Source organism: Yersinia sp. 1652 StPb PI (genome assembly GCF_041538345.1).
GTDB lineage: Bacteria > Pseudomonadota > Gammaproteobacteria > Enterobacterales > Enterobacteriaceae > Yersinia > Yersinia enterocolitica_E.
This window is the reverse complement of the sequence record NZ_JAULSM010000001.1, coordinates 137,153-154,492: the sequence shown is the minus strand read 5'-3', so window position 1 is coordinate 154,492 and position 17,340 is coordinate 137,153. Positions and strand designations below refer to the sequence as shown.

Genomic DNA, 17,340 nt, shown 5'->3' with positions numbered 1-17,340 from the left:
GCGGCGCCAAGGGCGAGGGGTTATTAAGCACGCCCTACTGGGAATGCGATAACCTCATCTAACCTTTCCGCCCCCAGCGCCAGCATCACCAGACGATCAACACCTAACGCCACTCCTGAGCAATCCGGCAAGCCCTGTTTCAAGGCGGCAATTAGGTTCATATCGATTGGGTTCTGCGGTAAACCCCGTTTGGCTCGCATGCGATTATCTTGCTCAAAACGTTGCAGTTGTTCATCACCATCAGTCAGTTCATGGAAACCATTCGCTAACTCAATACCTTTGAAGTAAACCTCAAAACGTTCTGCTACTCGGTGATCTTCAGTGCTGATCACCGCCAGTGAAGCTTGAGACGCGGGGAAATGATAAACAAAGGCGGGTTTATCGCGGCCAATGTGTGGCTCGACTCCAACGGTAAACAGCAGCTGCAATAGCGTATCGCGATCTTCTTCTGTATCGGCAATATTACTTAAATCCAGTTTTGCCGCGGCTTCACGCAATTGCGCTTTATCTGCCGACAATGGATCAATGTCTAAGTGGCGCAGGAATGCTTGCTGATAAGACAAGGTTTCAGCGCTATTACAATCCAGTATTTGCTGCAACAGGTCATCAACCTCATTCATTAAGCGATACATATCATAATGTGGGCGATACCATTCCAGCATGGTGAATTCAGGATTGTGATGACGGCCAGCTTCTTCATTGCGAAAACTGCGTCCCAATTGATAGATAGATCCACTGCCTGCCGCCAACAAGCGCTTCATGTGGTATTCCGGGCTGGTCATCATGTACAGCGTCATACCATCGGCAGCGCCCGGGCCAACAAACCGGGTTTGGAATGGGACTAAATGAACGTCCGTCACTGTCGCTTGGCTCATGGTTGGCGTTTCAACTTCTAATACGCCACGATCGGCAAAAAAGCGCCGGATCTCTGCCATTATTGCTGCGCGTTTCAACAAATTGGCGATAGGTGCAATCGGCTGCCAGCTTGCCGTTTCGCTCATGGTGGTTAACTCCGAAATCAAACAGGGGATGCAGTCTACTCGCATCTACTCACTCAGACAAATCTGTCACTCATCAGCCCGATTTTTGACTTGAATTCAGCATTTCACGCTGCAAAAAAGACTTTAGCCCAGTAGATCCTGTTTGGGATCACGTTTTTGCTAGTAATGCCCCTGAGTAGGTTCAAATAAAACAAAACAATCGATCACATCAAATTTATAGCACTTAGCATTAGGTATAATTATTCCCATACAAAAAGTAAGAAATAGCTATTCTTAATACCATCATTCTGGTTAACGGCGAATAAGTTAGCCTAATAATAATTTAAAATTATATATATTTTAATTAGATACCCAAAATAATTCGAGTTGCAGGAAGGCGGCAATTGAGTGAGTCCCGATGAGTTGACGCCAGTCAATGATTCGGGTGAATGAAAGCAGCCAACGCACATGTAGCTTGAAGTATGAAGGGTATTTCACTTGAACAATGGAGAAGCGCAGTGCAAACCTTTAACGCCGATCTTGCTATTATCGGGGCCGGAGGCGCTGGTTTACGTGCAGCAATAGCCGCAGCGGAAGCCAACCCCCAACTGAAGATTGCTCTGATCTCGAAAGTATACCCGATGCGTAGCCATACTGTGGCCGCCGAAGGGGGATCAGCCGCCGTCACACAAGACCACGATACCTTTGACTATCATTTCCACGACACGGTAGCCGGTGGTGACTGGCTATGCGAACAAGATGTTGTTGACCATTTTGTCCACAGTTGCCCGCAAGAAATGGCACAGCTAGAAATTTGGGGCTGCCCATGGAGCCGCAAACCTGATGGCTCGGTTAACGTTCGCCGTTTTGGTGGGATGAAAATTGAGCGCACCTGGTTTGCTGCCGATAAAACCGGCTTCCATATGCTGCACACACTGTTCCAGACATCTTTGAAATATCCACAAATTCAACGATTTGATGAGCATTTCGTGTTAGATATTCTGGTCGATGACGGTCAGGCACGCGGCGTAGTTGCCATGAATATGATGGAAGGCACCCGTGTACAAATTCGTGCGAACGCGGTAATCATGGCGACCGGTGGCGCAGGCCGAGTTTATCGTTATAACACCAACGGCGGTATTGTTACCGGTGATGGTATGGGGATGGCATTCCACCACGGCGTTCCGCTGCGAGATATGGAATTTGTGCAATATCACCCAACTGGCCTGCCAGGTTCTGGCATCCTGATGACCGAAGGTTGTCGTGGTGAAGGCGGTATTCTGGTCAATAAAGACGGCTACCGTTATTTGCAGGATTATGGGATGGGACCAGAAACCCCACTCGGTGAACCCAAAAACAAATACATGGAATTAGGCCCACGCGATAAAGTTTCGCAAGCCTTCTGGCATGAATGGCGTGCTGGCCGCACCATCGCCACGCCACGTGGTGATGTGGTGTATCTGGATCTGCGCCATTTGGGCGAGAAAAAACTGCTTGAGCGCTTGCCGTTCATCTGTGAACTGGCAAAAGCTTATGTCGGTGTCGACCCGGTCAAAGAACCCATCCCAGTGCGCCCAACTGCGCATTACACCATGGGTGGTATCGAAACCAACCAACAGTGCGAAACCCGTATCAAAGGGCTGTTCGCGGTAGGTGAATGTTCTTCTGTTGGCTTACATGGCGCTAACCGCTTAGGTTCTAACTCACTGGCTGAGTTAGTGGTATTTGGTCGTGTTGCCGGTGAACAAGCAGCAGCGCGTGCCATGGAAACCGGCCCGGCAAATGGCAGTGCGCTAGATGCACAAACCCGTGATGTGGAAACCCGCCTAAGTAACCTCATGAAACAGGAAGGGACCGAGAATTGGTCTAAAATCCGCGATGAGATGGGTCTGTCAATGGAAGAAGGTTGCGGTATTTACCGCACACCAGAACTGATGCAGAAAACGGTGGATAAACTGGCCGAGTTGAAAGAGCGCTTCAAACGCGTGAAAATCACCGATACCTCCAGTGTTTTCAATACTGACTTGCTGTACACCATTGAGCTGGGTTACGGCTTGGATGTGGCTGAATGTATGGCTCACTCTGCACTTAACCGTAAAGAATCCCGTGGCGCGCATCAGCGTCTGGATGAAGGCTGCACCGAGCGTGATGATGTTAATTTCCTCAAACACACGCTGGCCTTCCATACTCCGGGTGGCGCCCCACGCCTTGAATACAGCGACGTTAAGATTACCAAGCTGGCACCGGCAAAACGTGTTTATGGTGGCGAAGCCACCGCACAAGATGCGAAAGATGCAAAAGATTTGAAGGATAAGGAGCAGGCGAATGACTGATATGAAACTCCTGAAAATGGAGGTCATGCGCTATAACCCGGAATGTGATAGCGAACCTCACTTCGAAACCTTTGAAGTACCTTATGATGAGCAGACCTCTCTGCTTGACGCGTTGGGCTACATCAAAGATAACCTGGCACCGGACCTCTCTTATCGCTGGTCTTGCCGAATGGCGATTTGCGGCTCATGCGGCATGATGGTCAATAAGGTTCCAAAACTTGCCTGTAAGACTTTCCTGCGCGAATACACTGGCGGAATGAAAGTCGAAGCACTGGGTAACTTCCCGATTGAACGTGATTTAGTCGTTGATATGACTCACTTTATTGAGAGTCTGGAAGCTATCAAACCTTACATCATTGGTAACGAGCGGAAACCGCAAGACGGCCCGAATAAGCAGACTCCGGCTCAGATGGCGAAATACCATCAGTTCTCCGGCTGTATTAACTGTGGCTTGTGCTATGCCGCTTGCCCGCAGTTTGGCTTGAATCCTGAGTTTATCGGCCCGGCAGCTATTACCCTGGCGCACCGTTACAATTTAGATAACCGTGACCACGGTAAAAAAGAGCGTATGCCACAGCTTAACGGTAAAAATGGTGTTTGGAGCTGTACCTTCGTTGGCTACTGCTCTGAAGTTTGTCCGAAACACGTTGATCCGGCTGCTGCTATCCAACAAGGCAAGGTCGAGAGTGCTAAAGACTTCATGATCGCCATGCTTAAACCACAATAAGGGAGGGGAGACAGTAATGACTACTAAACGTAAAGCTTATGTCCGCACCATGGCCCCAAACTGGTGGCAGAAGCTCGGTTTCTACCGCTTTTATATGGTGCGCGAAGGCACATCGATTCCGACAGTATGGTTCAGTGTTCTGTTGATTTACGGCGTGTTCGCGTTGAAAAGTGGCCCGGCGGGGTGGGAAGGCTTCGTTGGTTTCCTGCAAAACCCACTGGTGTTACTTTTCAATATTATTACGTTATTGGCCGCTGTGCTGCATACCAAAACCTGGTTTGAACTGGCACCGAAAGCCGCCAATATTATCGTTAATAGCGAAAAAATGGGTCCAGAGCCAATTATCAAGGCACTGTGGGTTGTGACTGTCGTGGCTACCGCGATTATTCTGGCCGTTGCCTTACTCTAACTCGGAGGAGAACAAGATGAATCAAGTCCCTAAACGCTCCGATGAACCTATCTTCTGGGGTCTGTTTGGCGCGGGTGGTATGTGGAGTGCAATCATTGCACCGGCGGTAATTCTGCTGGTTGCCATTTTGCTGCCGCTGGGTGCCTTCCCTGGTGATGCGTTGAGTTATGAGCGTATTCTGGCATTCTGTCAGAGTTTCATTGGCCGGGTCTTCCTGCTGCTGATGATTATTCTGCCACTGTGGTGCGGTTTACACCGTATCCATCACGCCATGCATGATTTGAAAATCCATGTCCCTGCCGGGAAATGGGTATTCTATGGTCTGGCAGCCATTCTGAGTGTGGTCACTATCATCGGTGTCCTGACGCTGTAATTATTCATGCCTGATCTGCGGCCTGCTCTTTAGCGGGCCGTTTTTTTTCCGCACTCAGCTAATAACTCAGATTCATCTATTTGCGCCCCTGATAACTGATAGCTATTCTCAACCATAGAGTAATTATCAGAAAACTAAGGAACGCCAATGCGCCTGTGGTCAAAACTATCCGTATTAACTGCAACTCTGCTCTCGGTCGCCTGTAGCGTGACCCCGCCTAAAGACGTGAAAGTGGTTGATAACTTCCAACTCCCTCGCTACCTCGGCACCTGGTATGAAATAGCCCGGTTGGACCACTCTTTTGAGCGTGGATTGGAGAGGGTCACCGCTAATTACACGCCCCGAGATGATGGTGGTGTAAAAGTCATTAACCGGGGTTATAACCCGCAGAAGCAGCAATGGCAGGAGAGTATCGGCAAAGCCTATTTTATTGGTTCCCCCCAACAAGCCTCGCTTAAAGTGTCATTCTTTGGGCCTTTCTATGGTGGCTATAATGTCATTGATTTAGATGATAAATATCAGCATGCCTTAATTGCCGGCCCTAATCGGGATTATTTGTGGATTTTATCCCGTACGCCAACGATTGATACTCAGACCCGCGATCGCTTGGTTGCCGTAGCGAGGAATTATGGTTTCCCGGTTGATCAGTTGATATGGGTTAAGCAGGAAGGGCCGAGCGCAGAGATTAAAAAGTAATAATGCTGTGTTTTAGCCTTCAATCTGTAACAGCAGATCGAACTATAACCCGATCTGCTTTTCATTTCGAAAGCGCTAAAGGCCCCTACCTGTTATGACGCCAACTTCAAGCCGATAATTCCGGCCAAAATCAGCCCCAAGCTAAACACCCGCGCCAAACTGGCAGACTCCCCAAGCAGTGCAATACCTAAAATAGCAGTACCTATCGCACCAATACCGGTCCAAACCGCATAGGCCGTGCCTGCCGGCAACGTTTTCATGGCATAGGCCAGTAAAAAGACACTGGCGGCCATCGCCACCAGAGTGATAACACTGGGTGTCAGCCGCGTAAAACCATGAGAATACTTCAGGCCAATAGCCCAAATAACTTCTAATAAACCAGCAATAACCAGAATAATCCAAGCCATGGTAACCACCTCGCTCAGGCGGGGTCGTCCCCGAAAAACAGATGCGTGCCCAGGTCGTCCCGAACAGCAGAAAGGTAAGAAGGATACGTTATCATGCTAAATAATAAGCAGCAATATTATGACCGATCAAAAACAAATCCGGCGGCAATCGCCGCCGTTAAGAATATAAACAGACGTTTATTCAGCGCTACGTTCAATCGCACTACCTGCACTTTGAACATCTTTGCCAACACCTTTCGTGGTGTTGCAGGCACTCAATGAAGAGATAACCAACAATGAAAAAATAATGGCGATGCTTTTCTTCAACATTATAAAGGCTCCTTATAGGGCATTTGGCTTACTCACCTTATAAGGATAGTCAAAAAAACAGCATTGCACTTTTTCCGACTCAATTAACAGCACAACAGTGCGCTATCGATAAAACCCACATCCGACAGGCCCAGATAGCAGAAAACCGCGTTTAAGCGGTTTTCTTTCATTCCCAGCGTATCTTATTTATTAAGACTTACTTAACGCGAGAAACATATTCGCCAGAGCGGGTATCAACTTTGATAACTTCGCCAACCTGTACGAATAATGGCACTTTGACTACGGCACCGGTACTCAGAGTTGCAGGCTTACCACCGGTACCGGCAGTGTCACCTTTTAGACCAGGGTCAGTGTCAGTGATTTCGAGTTCAACAAAGTTTGGTGGGCTGACAGCGATAGGCTGACCATTCCACAGAGTCACGATACATTCAGCCTGATCAATCAGCCATTTGTCGTTATCGCCAATGGCTTTGGCATCAGCTTGCAACTGCTCGTAAGTCTCGTTATTCATGAAGTGCCAGAACTCACCGTCGTTGTACAGGTAAGTCAGGTTCAAATCGTTAACGTCTGCGCCTTCGGCTGAGTCAGTAGATTTAAAGGTTTTTTCAACGCGTGAACCGGTCAGCAGGCGGCGCATTTTAACACGAGCAAAAGCTTGGCCTTTGCCTGGTTTTACGAACTCGCTGGCTTCAACTGCGTAAGGCTCGCCCTCGAACATGATTTTAAGACCGGGACGAAAATCGTTGCTATAATAAGTGGCCATAATGGTCCTCAAGAAACTGGTAGTTAAGCCTAAAAAATGGCAAGTATTGTAACCCGAAACATGCCAATTAGAGAAGATTGGTTGCAACAACTCGCCGATGTAATTACTGATCCGGCCGAATTGCTAAGAATTCTTTCCTTAAATGAACACCCTAACCTGCAACAAGGTATTGAGGCTCGTCGTTTATTCCCTCTCAGAGTACCTCGCGCTTTTGTTGCGCGTATGCGGCAGGGAGATCCGTCTGACCCATTATTGCTTCAGGTGCTGACCGCACGCGAAGAGTTTATCGCAGTACCCGGTTTTACCAATGACCCACTTGATGAACAACGCAGCGTCGTACCCGGCTTGTTGCACAAGTATCGCAACCGCGCACTGCTGCTGGTAAAAGGCGGCTGTGCCGTCAATTGCCGCTATTGTTTCCGCCGCCATTTCCCTTATCAGGATAACCAAGGCAACAAAGCCAATTGGCATCAGGCACTGGATTATATCCGCCAGCACCCAGAGCTAGACGAGATCATCTTTTCCGGCGGTGACCCACTCATGGCGAAAGACCACGAGCTCAGTTGGTTGCTGGATGAGCTGGAAAACATAGCTCACATCAAGCGCTTACGCATCCATACCCGGTTACCGGTGGTTATCCCTGACCGTATCACTGCGGCGCTATGTCAGCGGCTGGGTGATTCTCGATTACAAGTGCTGATGGTTACACATATAAACCACGCCAATGAAATCGATCAGCCTTTGCGGGACAGTATGGCACAGCTCAAACGGGCGGGTGTAACCCTCTTAAATCAGAGTGTGCTGTTGCGAGGGGTCAATGATGATGCCGAGGTATTGGCAACATTAAGCAATGCCTTGTTTGATGCTGGTATTCTGCCTTACTACATTCATGTACTGGATAAAGTGCAAGGTGCGGCTCACTTTATGGTCGATGATGACGAAGCACGGCTATTAATGAAAGGCCTGCTAAGCCGCGTATCCGGCTATTTGGTTCCCCGTTTAGCACGGGAAATCGGCGGTCAACCGAGCAAGACCCCGCTGGATCTCCGATTGATGCAGGATGAATAATTCGGGTGATAAATCTGCCGGGAGCAGATTTGAACGCGGCTTGCAGCGGCCTTGTAGAGGCGAGGCCCATGGATGGGCCGAGTAACGAGTGCAGCCAACACATCTGTAACTTGAAAGATGACGGCTGTAACAAACAGGGGATGCCATGGCATCCCCTGCTTTATTTAAATTATTGCTTGAGCTATCAAGGGCACTTATAAACTTCACCAACCATTTTGCTATCTAGTGGTGCAAAGCTTGATAAGAAGGTTTCGCTCGGGCTGGTAGCACCGTAAATTACGTTGCCGCCCATTGCTGCTGCTTTATTACGTAGGTCATTTGCTGCCCCACGCATAGAACTGCTTTCACCGCCACCACCTGAGAACCAGTTACTCTGAGTACCAGCCACCTGGCCGACCAACTGACATTCAGCACCAGGCTTGGTATCAGAGAATTTAACTTGCTCACCCGCCGAACTTAATTGGTTAGTGGAGCTACAACCCGCCAGCAACAGCGCTGCTGAAAGGCCAAGTAACACTTTAATCCGCATTTTTTTCCCCATTCGAAGTTGAGAATCACGCTAAAGATTACCAGAAAGCACCGCTGCCGCTTAGGCATCCGTTGCCGAAATTATCCAAATACTCGATGTCGAGCCTGATGGTTAATGATTAACAGTTTACACATTAAATTACTGCCACGACTAAAAAAAGTCCTGCAATCATCACACTGAATGAAATAAAACCGCTTTTATGATGGTTGGTTACGAAATTTGAACCAGAAAAGACTGAGTATAGGATAACACGGAGTAGCGTTATGGCAGATTTTGGTGGCAATAGATAAAACAAAAGCGAGCAGGTCACCCCACTCGCTTTCATCAACAGCTTGTCCCTTTTGCTACCAATCTAATGGCAGCTCAAAGGTTGGCAGCATTACATCATGCCGCCCATGCCGCCCATACCACCCATGCCGCCAGCGCCCATATCACCGCCTTTGTCATCACGTGGCAGGTCAGTGATCATGCACTCGGTAGTGATCATCAGACCAGCAATAGAGGCTGCGTACTGCAGAGCAGAACGAGTCACTTTAGTTGGATCCAAGATACCCATCGCGATCATGTCGCCGTATTCTTCAGTATAAGCGTTGTAGCCGTAGCTACCTGAACCCGCTTTAACGTTGTTCGCGATAACAGAGGCTTCTTCACCGGCGTTAACCACTATCTGACGCAGTGGAGATTCCATCGCACGCAGAGCAACTTTGATACCGACGTTCTGGTCTTCGTTATCACCTTTCAGACCCGATTTAGTGATAGCAGATGCAGCACGAATCAGTGCAACACCACCACCAGCCACTACGCCTTCTTCTACTGCCGCACGGGTTGCGTGCAGAGCATCTTCAACGCGTGCTTTCTTCTCTTTCATTTCAACTTCAGTTGCGGCACCAACTTTGATAACGGCAACGCCGCCAGCCAGTTTAGCGACACGCTCTTGCAGTTTTTCTTTGTCGTAGTCAGAAGTCGCATCTTCAATTTGCTGACGGATCTGAGTAACACGACCCTGGATTGACGCTTCGTCGCCTACGCCATCGATGATGATAGTGGTGTCTTTATTGATAACAACGCGTTTTGCCTGACCCAGATCTTCCAGAGTGGTTTTTTCCAGTTCCAGACCGATCTCTTCAGAGATAACAGTACCACCAGTCAGTGTCGCGATGTCTTGCAGCATAGCTTTACGACGGTCGCCGAAGCCAGGTGCTTTAACCGCTGCAACTTTAACAATACCGCGCATGGTGTTAACCACCAGAGTCGCCAGGGCTTCGCCTTCAACGTCTTCTGCGACAATCAGCAGTGGTTTACCGGCTTTCGCTACCGCTTCCAGCACTGGCAGCATTTCACGGATGTTAGAGATTTTCTTGTCAGCCAGCAGGATGAATGGGCTTTCAAGTTCAATAGAACCGGTTTCTGGTTTATTGATGAAGTAAGGAGACAGGTAACCACGGTCGAACTGCATACCTTCAACTACGTCCAGCTCGTCCTGCAGGCCTGAACCTTCTTCAACGGTGATAACGCCTTCTTTACCGACCTTTTCCATCGCTTGAGCGATAAGCTCACCTACGGTGGAGTCAGAGTTGGCAGAGATAGTCCCTACCTGAGCGATAGCTTTAGAATCAGAGCAAGGTACAGATAGTTTTTTCAGCTCTTCAACAGCAGCGATAACTGCTTTGTCGATACCGCGCTTCAGGTCCATTGGGTTCATGCCGGCCGCAACTGCTTTCAGGCCTTCAGTGATAATGGATTGAGCCAATACAGTTGCAGTAGTGGTACCGTCACCCGCAGCGTCATTCGCTTTAGAGGCAACTTCTTTAACCATCTGTGCACCCATGTTCTCAAACTTGTCTTCCAGTTCGATCTCACGCGCAACTGAAACACCATCTTTGGTGATAGTTGGAGAGCCAAAAGACTTGTCCAGAACTACGTTACGGCCTTTCGGGCCCAGGGTCACTTTCACTGCATCAGCAAGGATGTTTACGCCGCGTAGCATTTTGATGCGTGCGTCGTTACCGAATTTTACGTCTTTAGCTGCCATTGGTATTTCCCTTAACTCGTTCAGTTCAGAAGATTAGAGAGCGTGAATTACGCTTCAACAATTGCCAGAATGTCGCTTTCGGACATGATCAACACTTCTTCATGGTCGATCTTCTCTGACTTCACGCCGTAACCATCGTTGAAAATAACGACGTCGCCTACTTTCACATCCAGCGGCTTGATTTCGCCGTTATCCAGGATGCGACCATTGCCGACTGCCAGTACTTCACCACGAGTAGATTTACCCGCTGCAGTGCCAGTCAGAACGATGCCGCCAGCAGATTTGGATTCAACTTCTTTGCGCTTGACGATAACGCGGTCATGCAATGGACGAATTTTCATTGATAGCTCTCCTATGAGAAGGTCCGTATCAGATTTAGGATTAATATCGGTATGCCTTCATAACCGATACCGTGACATTCTAAGTGGGGGCAGCCTCTCATCCCTTCAAGGGAGGCGACAAAAAAAATTTCACTTTTTTTCACCCTGAGCAGGAAGATTCTCATCCCCCGGTTGCCTACCCACCACAGAAAGCCCTGTGATTTACTTTATAAATTTATGATTAATAAACAGGCCATTAGAATAAGCCCACAACTTACTTCTCATCTTTGAAACGATTATCTGTAGGTTTATCATCCTCATCGGGATGATGCTCTACGGTGTAGTGGTCATCAGCTTTGCGCTGAAACTCACCATCAAAGGTATTGCCACCGCCCATTGGGCCAGTACCATTGTGAGTAAAACCGCCACCACGATAAATATTCAGATGTGGCATCAGTTTTAGCGTTAACGATTTTTGAATCGGTGGTAATAACAGCAACAAACCGAGGAAGTCGGTGAAGAAGCCGGGGATCAACAGCAAGAAGCCAGCCAGGATCAGCGACACACTTTTAACCATCTCCGCCGCCGGGCTTTCCCCGGCAGCCAGTTTTTGCTGCATCTGCATAAAGGTTTTTATCCCCTGGTTACGCACCAGAGAGATCCCCACACAGGAGCTAAGGATCACCAACAGCAGGGTAACCAACACACCCAATACGGCTGCAACCTTGATAAATATCGATATTTCTATATATGCCAATAAAAATATCAGCGCTAACGGTAACCAACGCACCGCATTCTCCTTATTCCAATCATTCAGTATCCCTCATCAGGTAAACCTGCCTGACAGATACCATGAAAACCTTGACCCGGCTGATGCTAACACGCCATTTTCCCTCGATTAGCGGATTGCAGCGTCAGCTCCCCCTTCAACGTGGGTCGACTACAGTAAAATGGTGATGGTTGGCTCTATTTTCAAGTTGCAGCCATACTTTTATTACTAATTAATCTAACTGTGAGAAGAATCACAGATATCAGATCATCTCGATTAATTCCGACCATATAGTGATCTCAGTTCAAGGCTTTTTGTCGCTAAGCAGCATATGATCCTGTCAGCAAGAAGATGAGTGGTTAATCTTTCCGCACTAAAGGTTCATAGCGGCATCATATTGCTCACGGCGGCATTATTAAATTAACAAATACAAAACAAGACAGCACAATAGAGAAGGTTCTCATGTCAAATAACATTCGTATTGAAGAAGACCTGTTAGGTACACGAGAAGTCCCCGCAGAGGCTTACTACGGTGTTCATACCCTGCGTGCGATTGAAAACTTCTATATCAGTAACAGCAAAATCAGTGATGTTCCAGAGTTTGTACGCGGCATGGTCATGGTAAAAAAAGCAGCGGCAATGGCGAACAAAGAGCTACACACTATCCCACGCAAAATCGCGGATATCATTATTCAGGCATGTGATGAAGTTCTGGATAAAGGGAAGTGTATGGATCAGTTCCCGGTTGACGTGTTCCAAGGCGGCGCCGGTACCTCTTTAAACATGAACACCAACGAAGTTCTGGCCAATATCGGTCTGGAGCTGATGGGCCACCAGAAGGGAGAGTATCAATACCTTAACCCTAATGACCATCTGAACAAATGCCAATCCACCAACGATGCCTACCCAACCGGTTTCCGCATTGCGGTTTATACTTCCATCATGAAGTTGATCGAGGCGATTGATCAGTTAAAAGAAGGTTTCGAAAGAAAATCCAAAGAATTCGAAAAAATCCTGAAAATGGGCCGCACTCAGTTACAGGATGCGGTGCCAATGACGCTGGGTCAGGAATTCAAAGCCTTTGCTATCTTATTAAAAGAAGAAACCAAGAACCTGCAACGTACCGCAGAATTGCTGCTGGAAGTTAACCTGGGTGCCACCGCTATCGGTACTGCGCTGAACACACCAGAAGGCTACTCACAGTTAGCAATACAGAAATTATCTGAAATCAGTGGCTTGGCTTGTGTTCCGGCGGAAGACCTGATCGAAGCTACCTCTGACTGTGGCGCTTACGTGATGGTGCACAGTGCGCTAAAACGCCTGGCCGTTAAGATGTCAAAAATCTGCAACGACTTACGTTTACTGTCATCTGGCCCACGTACTGGCCTGAATGAAATCAATCTGCCAGAATTACAGGCAGGTTCTTCAATCATGCCGGCCAAAGTTAACCCGGTTATCCCTGAAGTCGTTAACCAGGTTTGTTTTAAGGTGATCGGTAACGACACTTGCATTACTATGGCGGCCGAAGCAGGCCAACTCCAGTTGAACGTTATGGAGCCAGTGATTGGTCAGGCTATGTTTGAGTCTATCCATATCCTGACAAACGCCTGTTATAACCTGTTGGAAAAATGCATTAACGGTATTACTGCCAACAAAGAGGTCTGCGAACGTTACGTCTTTAACTCCATCGGTATCGTCACCTATCTCAACCCATTCATTGGCCACCATAATGGTGACATCGTGGGTAAAATCTGTGCAGAAACCGGTAAAAATGTGCGGGAAGTTGTTCTGGAACGCGGCTTGTTGACTGAAGCTGAGCTGGACGACATTTTCTCTGTTGAGAACCTAATGCATCCGGCTTATAAAGCGAAACGTTATACCGATGAAAATGAACAATAAAATAATCATCCGGTAGCCCTGAAAGGCACGCATGCTCCTCTGGACGGCGTGCCTTTTTACTTTCTGGCAAACACAATTTTTTAACTTTAATTTTTCATTTGGATCAAGGAGTAAACACTATGATAGCCGTAGAGTTAGTCATCGTCCTGCTGGCCATTTTTTTAGGGGCCAGATTAGGTGGTATCGGTATCGGTTTTGCAGGCGGCATCGGTGTTTTGGTTTTAGCCATGATTGGCGTTAAACCCGGTAGCATTCCGTTCGATGTTATCTCAATTATTATGGCCGTTATTGCTGCAATCTCTGCGATGCAGGTAGCGGGCGGTATGGATTATCTGGTACAGCAAACTGAAAAGTTACTGCGTAAGAATCCAAAACACATCACCATTCTTGCTCCGCTGGTGACTTATTTTCTGACCATCTTTGCCGGGACAGGTAACATTTCTCTTTCAGCACTGCCCGTGATTGCAGAAGTGGCGAAAGAGCAAGGCATTAAACCTTGCCGCCCTCTGTCCACAGCAGTGGTCTCCGCACAGATAGCCATTACTGCCTCACCGATTTCTGCGGCAGTGGTTTACATGTCTTCCGTTATGGAAGGTCATGGCGTTAGCTATCTGCATCTGCTGATGATAGTCATCCCCTCTACCCTGTGTGCGGTGCTGGTGATGTCGCTGATCGTATCCTTGTGCTTTAACTCCAAACTGTCTGATGACCCTATCTATATCAAACGCTTGGAAGAAGGCTTAGTAACACTGCGTGGCGACACTGTAAAAGTTATCAAGCCACGGGCTAAAACGTCAGTGCTGCTGTTCCTGGCCGGCGTTCTTTGTGTGGTTGCCTACGCGATTATCAACAGCCCAAGTGTCGGTCTGGTTGCAACTCCGCTGATGAATACCACTAACGCCATCCTGATCATCATGCTGAGTGTGGCAACTATCACTACGCTGGTATGCTCGGTTGATACCGATTCAATCCTGAACTCCAGCACCTTCAAAGCCGGTATGAGTGCCTGTATCTGTATCCTGGGTGTAGCCTGGTTAGGTGATACCTTTGTACAGCACAACCTGGAGTGGATTAAAGAAACTGCGGGTAGCCTGATTCAGGCCCACTCATGGTTGCTGGCCGTTATCTTCTTCTTCTGTTCTGCACTGTTGTACTCTCAGGCTGCAACTGCCAAGGCGTTGATGCCAATGGCAATGGCCCTGAACGTGTCACCACTGGCAGCCATTGCTTCTTTCGCGGCGGTGTCTGGTCTGTTTATTCTGCCAACCTACCCAACATTGGTAGCCGCGGTACAAATGGATGACACTGGTACCACGCGTATTGGTCGTTTCGTGTTTAACCATCCATTCTTCATCCCTGGCACCATCGGGGTGGCGCTGGCCGTTTGCTTCGGCTTTGTGATGGGCAGTCTGGTTCTGTAAGCGTTTCGGGGCGCAATTCATTTGCGCCCCACTCACATCAACAATCTTCCTCTACAACGCTCATTGGCAACTTTCATCGAATCTATCTCACTGTTACATAAATCATCTTCTGACCTGCCCACGCTTCGCGCTATAGTATTCAGGCAAGTATTCAGGTAACGCGTATATTCAGCACGTTACGCTCCGCTTCGTCATATAAGCCGCGCGACCGATGAGGTTAAGATGTCTGATTGTGATGCAATTGTGGTATTGTGCACCGCCCCTGATGAAGCCAGCGCGCAAGATTTAGCCGCGCAGGTTCTGGGTGAGAAATTGGCCGCCTGTGCCACGCTGTTGCCCGGTGCAACCTCGATTTACTATTGGGAAGGTAAGCTCCAGCAAGAGTATGAAGTGCAACTCTTGTTTAAGAGCGATATAGATCATCAGCAAGCCCTTCTCAGTTACATCAAACAACATCACCCTTACCAGACACCGGAATTATTGGTGCTGCCGGTTCGGGGCGGAGATAAAGATTACCTGTCATGGCTCAACGCTTCATTACTCTGATTCTGCTGCTGTGTAGTGCTTTATTCGCACCGCACAGCGCACAGGCTTCACTATTTGGTGAGAGTTCATCTCTTGGCCAAAAAAGCAGCCAGAGCCGGTTTCTTCCGGTCGATAGGGCGTTTGCCTTTGATTTTCGCCAACAAGGCGACCAGCTCACACTGAGTTGGCAGATTCATCCCGACTATTATCTGTATCGCCAGCAAATAAAAATTGTGCCACAGCACGCCACTCTCGGGGAATTTACTCTGCCAGAGGGTATTGCGCATCATGATGAGTTCTACGGTGAAGTGGCGATTTTCAAACAGCAGCTCGTGCTGAAAATCCCGATTTCGCAGGCTGCGGAAGGCGCGAGTGTCAGTGTCACCTATCAGGGCTGCGCCGAAGCTGGTTTCTGTTACCCGCCAGAAGTACGGGTGGTGCCGCTTAATGCCGTTATCGCAAGCTCTGCAACCGCCGCCGTTAACCCACAGGGCACGGCACAGCCCCGCCAAGAAAGCGCGCCCATACCGGCTGAATTACCCTTCTCACCACTATGGGCGCTGTTAATTGGTATCGGCATCGCCTTTACCCCCTGCGTATTGCCAATGTATCCGCTGATTTCCGCCATTATTCTTGGCCGTGAAAAGCCCCACAGCCAGCGGCGAATATTGATACTGGCGGTGGTGTATGTGCAGGGCATGGCGTTGACCTATACCTTGCTCGGTTTGGTGGTGGCGGCGGCTGGCTTACAATTTCAGGCCGCACTGCAACACCCGTATGTGTTGATTGGGCTATCGGTGCTGTTCGTATTATTAGCGCTATCGATGTTTGGCCTCTATTCGCTGCAACTGCCCTCGTCACTGCAAACCCGGTTGGTGCAGTGGAGTAGCAGCCAACGTGGCGGCTCGCTGGCCGGTGTCTTTGCCATGGGCGCACTGGCGGGCCTGATTTGCTCGCCGTGCACCACCGCGCCCCTCAGCGCCATTTTGCTGTATATCGCGCAAAGCGGAAATATGTTGGCCGGTGGCGGTACGTTGTATTTGTATGCGTTAGGTATGGGTATTCCACTGGTAGTTGTAACGCTGTTTGGCAACAAGCTGATCCCACGTAGCGGCCCATGGATGCAATATGTCAAAGAAGCTTTCGGCTTTGTGATTCTGGCGCTGCCGGTATTTCTGCTGGAAAGAGTACTGGGTGATGTCTGGGGCTTGCGTTTATGGAGCCTGCTGGCCATCGCCTTCTTCGGCTGGGCATTTGTACTCAGCCTTAAAGCTCATTCTGGCTGGGCGCGGGCCTTACAGTTGTTGCTATTGGCAGCACTGTTAATCGCTGCCCGCCCGTTACAGGATTGGGCTTTTAATGGCAACACACAGCAGATTGAAATCAAACACTTAACCTTCCAGCCAGTGGCTAATTTGCCGCAATTACAGGCTGCATTAGCGCAAGCGCAGGGCAAGCCGGTGATGCTGGATTTGTATGCCGACTGGTGCGTGGCCTGTAAAGAGTTTGAGAAATATACCTTCAGTGATAGCTATGTTCAGCGCCAGCTCGTGGATACTGTGCTCATTCAGGCTGATGTTACCAGCAACAGCGCCGAACATGCGGCGATGTTGAAAGAACTCAAGGTGTTGGGCTTACCGACTATTCTATTTTTTGATGCGCAGGGTAAAGAAGTTCCCGCCGCCAGAGTGACCGGTTTTATGAACGCCGCTGAGTTCTTAGCACATTTGCAGCAAACCATGCCGCGCTAAGCCATGTGAATGGTCTGGCGCGGTAGGTT

Annotated in this window: 18 protein-coding genes; 10 read left to right on the top strand and 8 right to left on the bottom strand. The window is 48.8% G+C overall.

The window, feature by feature from the left end; genetic code table 11:
- Positions 1-23 precede the first annotated feature (23 nt).
- Positions 24-1,001: an elongation factor P--(R)-beta-lysine ligase gene (gene epmA, locus Q2T71_RS00790; RefSeq protein WP_372557818.1), complete on the bottom strand. Its 978-nt coding sequence runs from the start codon at positions 999-1,001 to the stop codon at positions 24-26.
- Positions 1,002-1,498: 497 nt separating this feature from the next.
- On the opposite strand from epmA, the gene frdA reads away from it, so the two are divergent.
- The 5 genes from frdA to blc all read left to right on the top strand — a co-directional run bounded on the left by frdA (position 1,499) and on the right by blc (position 5,518).
- Positions 1,499-3,313, top strand: a complete 1,815-nt coding sequence (gene frdA, locus Q2T71_RS00785; protein WP_372557817.1) for a fumarate reductase (quinol) flavoprotein subunit — start codon at positions 1,499-1,501, stop codon at positions 3,311-3,313.
- A complete protein-coding gene (locus Q2T71_RS00780; protein WP_372557816.1) occupies positions 3,306-4,040 on the top strand; it encodes a succinate dehydrogenase/fumarate reductase iron-sulfur subunit in 735 nt (244 codons plus the stop codon). The genes frdA and Q2T71_RS00780 overlap by 8 nt, the downstream gene beginning before the upstream one ends.
- Positions 4,041-4,056: 16 nt before the next feature.
- Positions 4,057-4,449, top strand: coding sequence for a fumarate reductase subunit FrdC (frdC, locus tag Q2T71_RS00775; RefSeq protein ID WP_372557815.1), 393 nt, complete (start codon positions 4,057-4,059; stop codon positions 4,447-4,449).
- Positions 4,450-4,465: 16 nt separating this feature from the next.
- Positions 4,466-4,822, top strand: a complete 357-nt coding sequence (frdD, locus tag Q2T71_RS00770) for a fumarate reductase subunit FrdD (RefSeq protein WP_372557814.1) — start codon at positions 4,466-4,468, stop codon at positions 4,820-4,822.
- A 147-nt stretch (positions 4,823-4,969) separates the two neighbouring features.
- Positions 4,970-5,518 carry an outer membrane lipoprotein Blc gene (gene blc, locus Q2T71_RS00765; protein WP_372557813.1) on the top strand — a complete coding sequence of 183 codons (549 nt, stop codon included), beginning with the start codon at positions 4,970-4,972 and terminating at the stop codon, positions 5,516-5,518.
- A 92-nt stretch (positions 5,519-5,610) separates the two neighbouring features.
- Here blc and sugE read toward each other — a convergent pair whose 3' ends face one another.
- The 3 genes from sugE to efp all read right to left on the bottom strand — a co-directional run bounded on the left by sugE (position 5,611) and on the right by efp (position 6,997).
- A complete protein-coding gene (gene sugE, locus Q2T71_RS00760) occupies positions 5,611-5,925 on the bottom strand; it encodes a quaternary ammonium compound efflux SMR transporter SugE (RefSeq protein WP_050085676.1) in 315 nt (104 codons plus the stop codon).
- Positions 5,926-6,102: 177 nt separating this feature from the next.
- Complete coding sequence (locus Q2T71_RS00755; RefSeq protein ID WP_004392446.1) at positions 6,103-6,234, bottom strand: entericidin A/B family lipoprotein; 132 nt, start codon at positions 6,232-6,234, stop codon at positions 6,103-6,105.
- 196 nt (positions 6,235-6,430) lie between these two features.
- Positions 6,431-6,997 carry an elongation factor P gene (efp, locus tag Q2T71_RS00750; RefSeq protein WP_083161001.1) on the bottom strand — a complete coding sequence of 189 codons (567 nt, stop codon included), beginning with the start codon at positions 6,995-6,997 and terminating at the stop codon, positions 6,431-6,433.
- A gap of 36 nt (positions 6,998-7,033) precedes the next feature.
- Between efp and epmB the strand changes: the two genes are divergently transcribed.
- Complete coding sequence (gene epmB / locus Q2T71_RS00745; RefSeq protein ID WP_372557812.1) at positions 7,034-8,065, top strand: EF-P beta-lysylation protein EpmB; 1,032 nt, start codon at positions 7,034-7,036, stop codon at positions 8,063-8,065.
- Positions 8,066-8,249: 184 nt separating this feature from the next.
- On the opposite strand, the gene Q2T71_RS00740 is transcribed toward epmB, so the two are convergent.
- The 4 genes from Q2T71_RS00740 to Q2T71_RS00725 form a co-directional block, all read right to left on the bottom strand.
- The gene (locus Q2T71_RS00740) at positions 8,250-8,594 is read right to left on the bottom strand and encodes a DUF4156 domain-containing protein (RefSeq protein WP_032906818.1); all 345 of its coding nucleotides are present in this window, start codon (positions 8,592-8,594) and stop codon (positions 8,250-8,252) included.
- Between the two features lie 379 nt (positions 8,595-8,973).
- Positions 8,974-10,626, bottom strand: coding sequence for a chaperonin GroEL (gene groL, locus Q2T71_RS00735; protein ID WP_083161005.1), 1,653 nt, complete (start codon positions 10,624-10,626; stop codon positions 8,974-8,976).
- A 47-nt stretch (positions 10,627-10,673) separates the two neighbouring features.
- On the bottom strand, positions 10,674-10,967 hold the full coding sequence (locus Q2T71_RS00730; RefSeq protein ID WP_048618980.1) for a co-chaperone GroES: 294 nt from the start codon (positions 10,965-10,967) through the stop codon (positions 10,674-10,676).
- A gap of 253 nt (positions 10,968-11,220) precedes the next feature.
- On the bottom strand, positions 11,221-11,736 hold the full coding sequence (locus Q2T71_RS00725) for an FxsA family protein (protein ID WP_372557811.1): 516 nt from the start codon (positions 11,734-11,736) through the stop codon (positions 11,221-11,223).
- A gap of 441 nt (positions 11,737-12,177) precedes the next feature.
- Here Q2T71_RS00725 and aspA point away from each other — a divergent pair, with 441 nt between their 5' ends.
- The 4 genes from aspA to Q2T71_RS00705 all read left to right on the top strand — a co-directional run bounded on the left by aspA (position 12,178) and on the right by Q2T71_RS00705 (position 17,311).
- Positions 12,178-13,614 carry an aspartate ammonia-lyase gene (gene aspA / locus Q2T71_RS00720; protein WP_372557810.1) on the top strand — a complete coding sequence of 479 codons (1,437 nt, stop codon included), beginning with the start codon at positions 12,178-12,180 and terminating at the stop codon, positions 13,612-13,614.
- A gap of 119 nt (positions 13,615-13,733) precedes the next feature.
- Positions 13,734-15,035, top strand: a complete 1,302-nt coding sequence (locus Q2T71_RS00715) for an anaerobic C4-dicarboxylate transporter (protein WP_083161011.1) — start codon at positions 13,734-13,736, stop codon at positions 15,033-15,035.
- 222 nt (positions 15,036-15,257) lie between these two features.
- Positions 15,258-15,581: a divalent cation tolerance protein CutA gene (gene cutA, locus Q2T71_RS00710; protein ID WP_372557809.1), complete on the top strand. Its 324-nt coding sequence runs from the start codon at positions 15,258-15,260 to the stop codon at positions 15,579-15,581.
- Positions 15,557-17,311: a protein-disulfide reductase DsbD gene (locus Q2T71_RS00705; protein ID WP_372557808.1), complete on the top strand. Its 1,755-nt coding sequence runs from the start codon at positions 15,557-15,559 to the stop codon at positions 17,309-17,311. Before cutA ends, Q2T71_RS00705 begins: the two co-directional genes overlap by 25 nt.
- Positions 17,312-17,340 lie beyond the last annotated feature (29 nt).

Bases quoted from the DNA above. Each gene is read 5' to 3' on its own strand.
- epmA (WP_372557818.1), bottom strand. From the start codon at position 1,001: ATGAGCGAAACGGCAAGCTGGCAGCCGATTGCACCTATCGCCAATTTG.
- Q2T71_RS00780 (WP_372557816.1), top strand. From the start codon at position 3,306: ATGACTGATATGAAACTCCTGAAAATGGAGGTCATGCGCTATAACCCG.
- frdC (WP_372557815.1), top strand. From the start codon at position 4,057: ATGACTACTAAACGTAAAGCTTATGTCCGCACCATGGCCCCAAACTGG.
- frdD (WP_372557814.1), top strand. From the start codon at position 4,466: ATGAATCAAGTCCCTAAACGCTCCGATGAACCTATCTTCTGGGGTCTG.
- blc (WP_372557813.1), top strand. From the start codon at position 4,970: ATGCGCCTGTGGTCAAAACTATCCGTATTAACTGCAACTCTGCTCTCG.
- sugE (WP_050085676.1), bottom strand. From the start codon at position 5,925: ATGGCTTGGATTATTCTGGTTATTGCTGGTTTATTAGAAGTTATTTGG.
- Q2T71_RS00755 (WP_004392446.1), bottom strand. From the start codon at position 6,234: ATGTTGAAGAAAAGCATCGCCATTATTTTTTCATTGTTGGTTATCTCT.
- efp (WP_083161001.1), bottom strand. From the start codon at position 6,997: ATGGCCACTTATTATAGCAACGATTTTCGTCCCGGTCTTAAAATCATG.
- epmB (WP_372557812.1), top strand. From the start codon at position 7,034: ATGGCAAGTATTGTAACCCGAAACATGCCAATTAGAGAAGATTGGTTG.
- Q2T71_RS00740 (WP_032906818.1), bottom strand. From the start codon at position 8,594: ATGCGGATTAAAGTGTTACTTGGCCTTTCAGCAGCGCTGTTGCTGGCG.
- groL (WP_083161005.1), bottom strand. From the start codon at position 10,626: ATGGCAGCTAAAGACGTAAAATTCGGTAACGACGCACGCATCAAAATG.
- Q2T71_RS00730 (WP_048618980.1), bottom strand. From the start codon at position 10,967: ATGAAAATTCGTCCATTGCATGACCGCGTTATCGTCAAGCGCAAAGAA.
- aspA (WP_372557810.1), top strand. From the start codon at position 12,178: ATGTCAAATAACATTCGTATTGAAGAAGACCTGTTAGGTACACGAGAA.
- Q2T71_RS00715 (WP_083161011.1), top strand. From the start codon at position 13,734: ATGATAGCCGTAGAGTTAGTCATCGTCCTGCTGGCCATTTTTTTAGGG.
- cutA (WP_372557809.1), top strand. From the start codon at position 15,258: ATGTCTGATTGTGATGCAATTGTGGTATTGTGCACCGCCCCTGATGAA.
- Q2T71_RS00705 (WP_372557808.1), top strand. From the start codon at position 15,557: ATGGCTCAACGCTTCATTACTCTGATTCTGCTGCTGTGTAGTGCTTTA.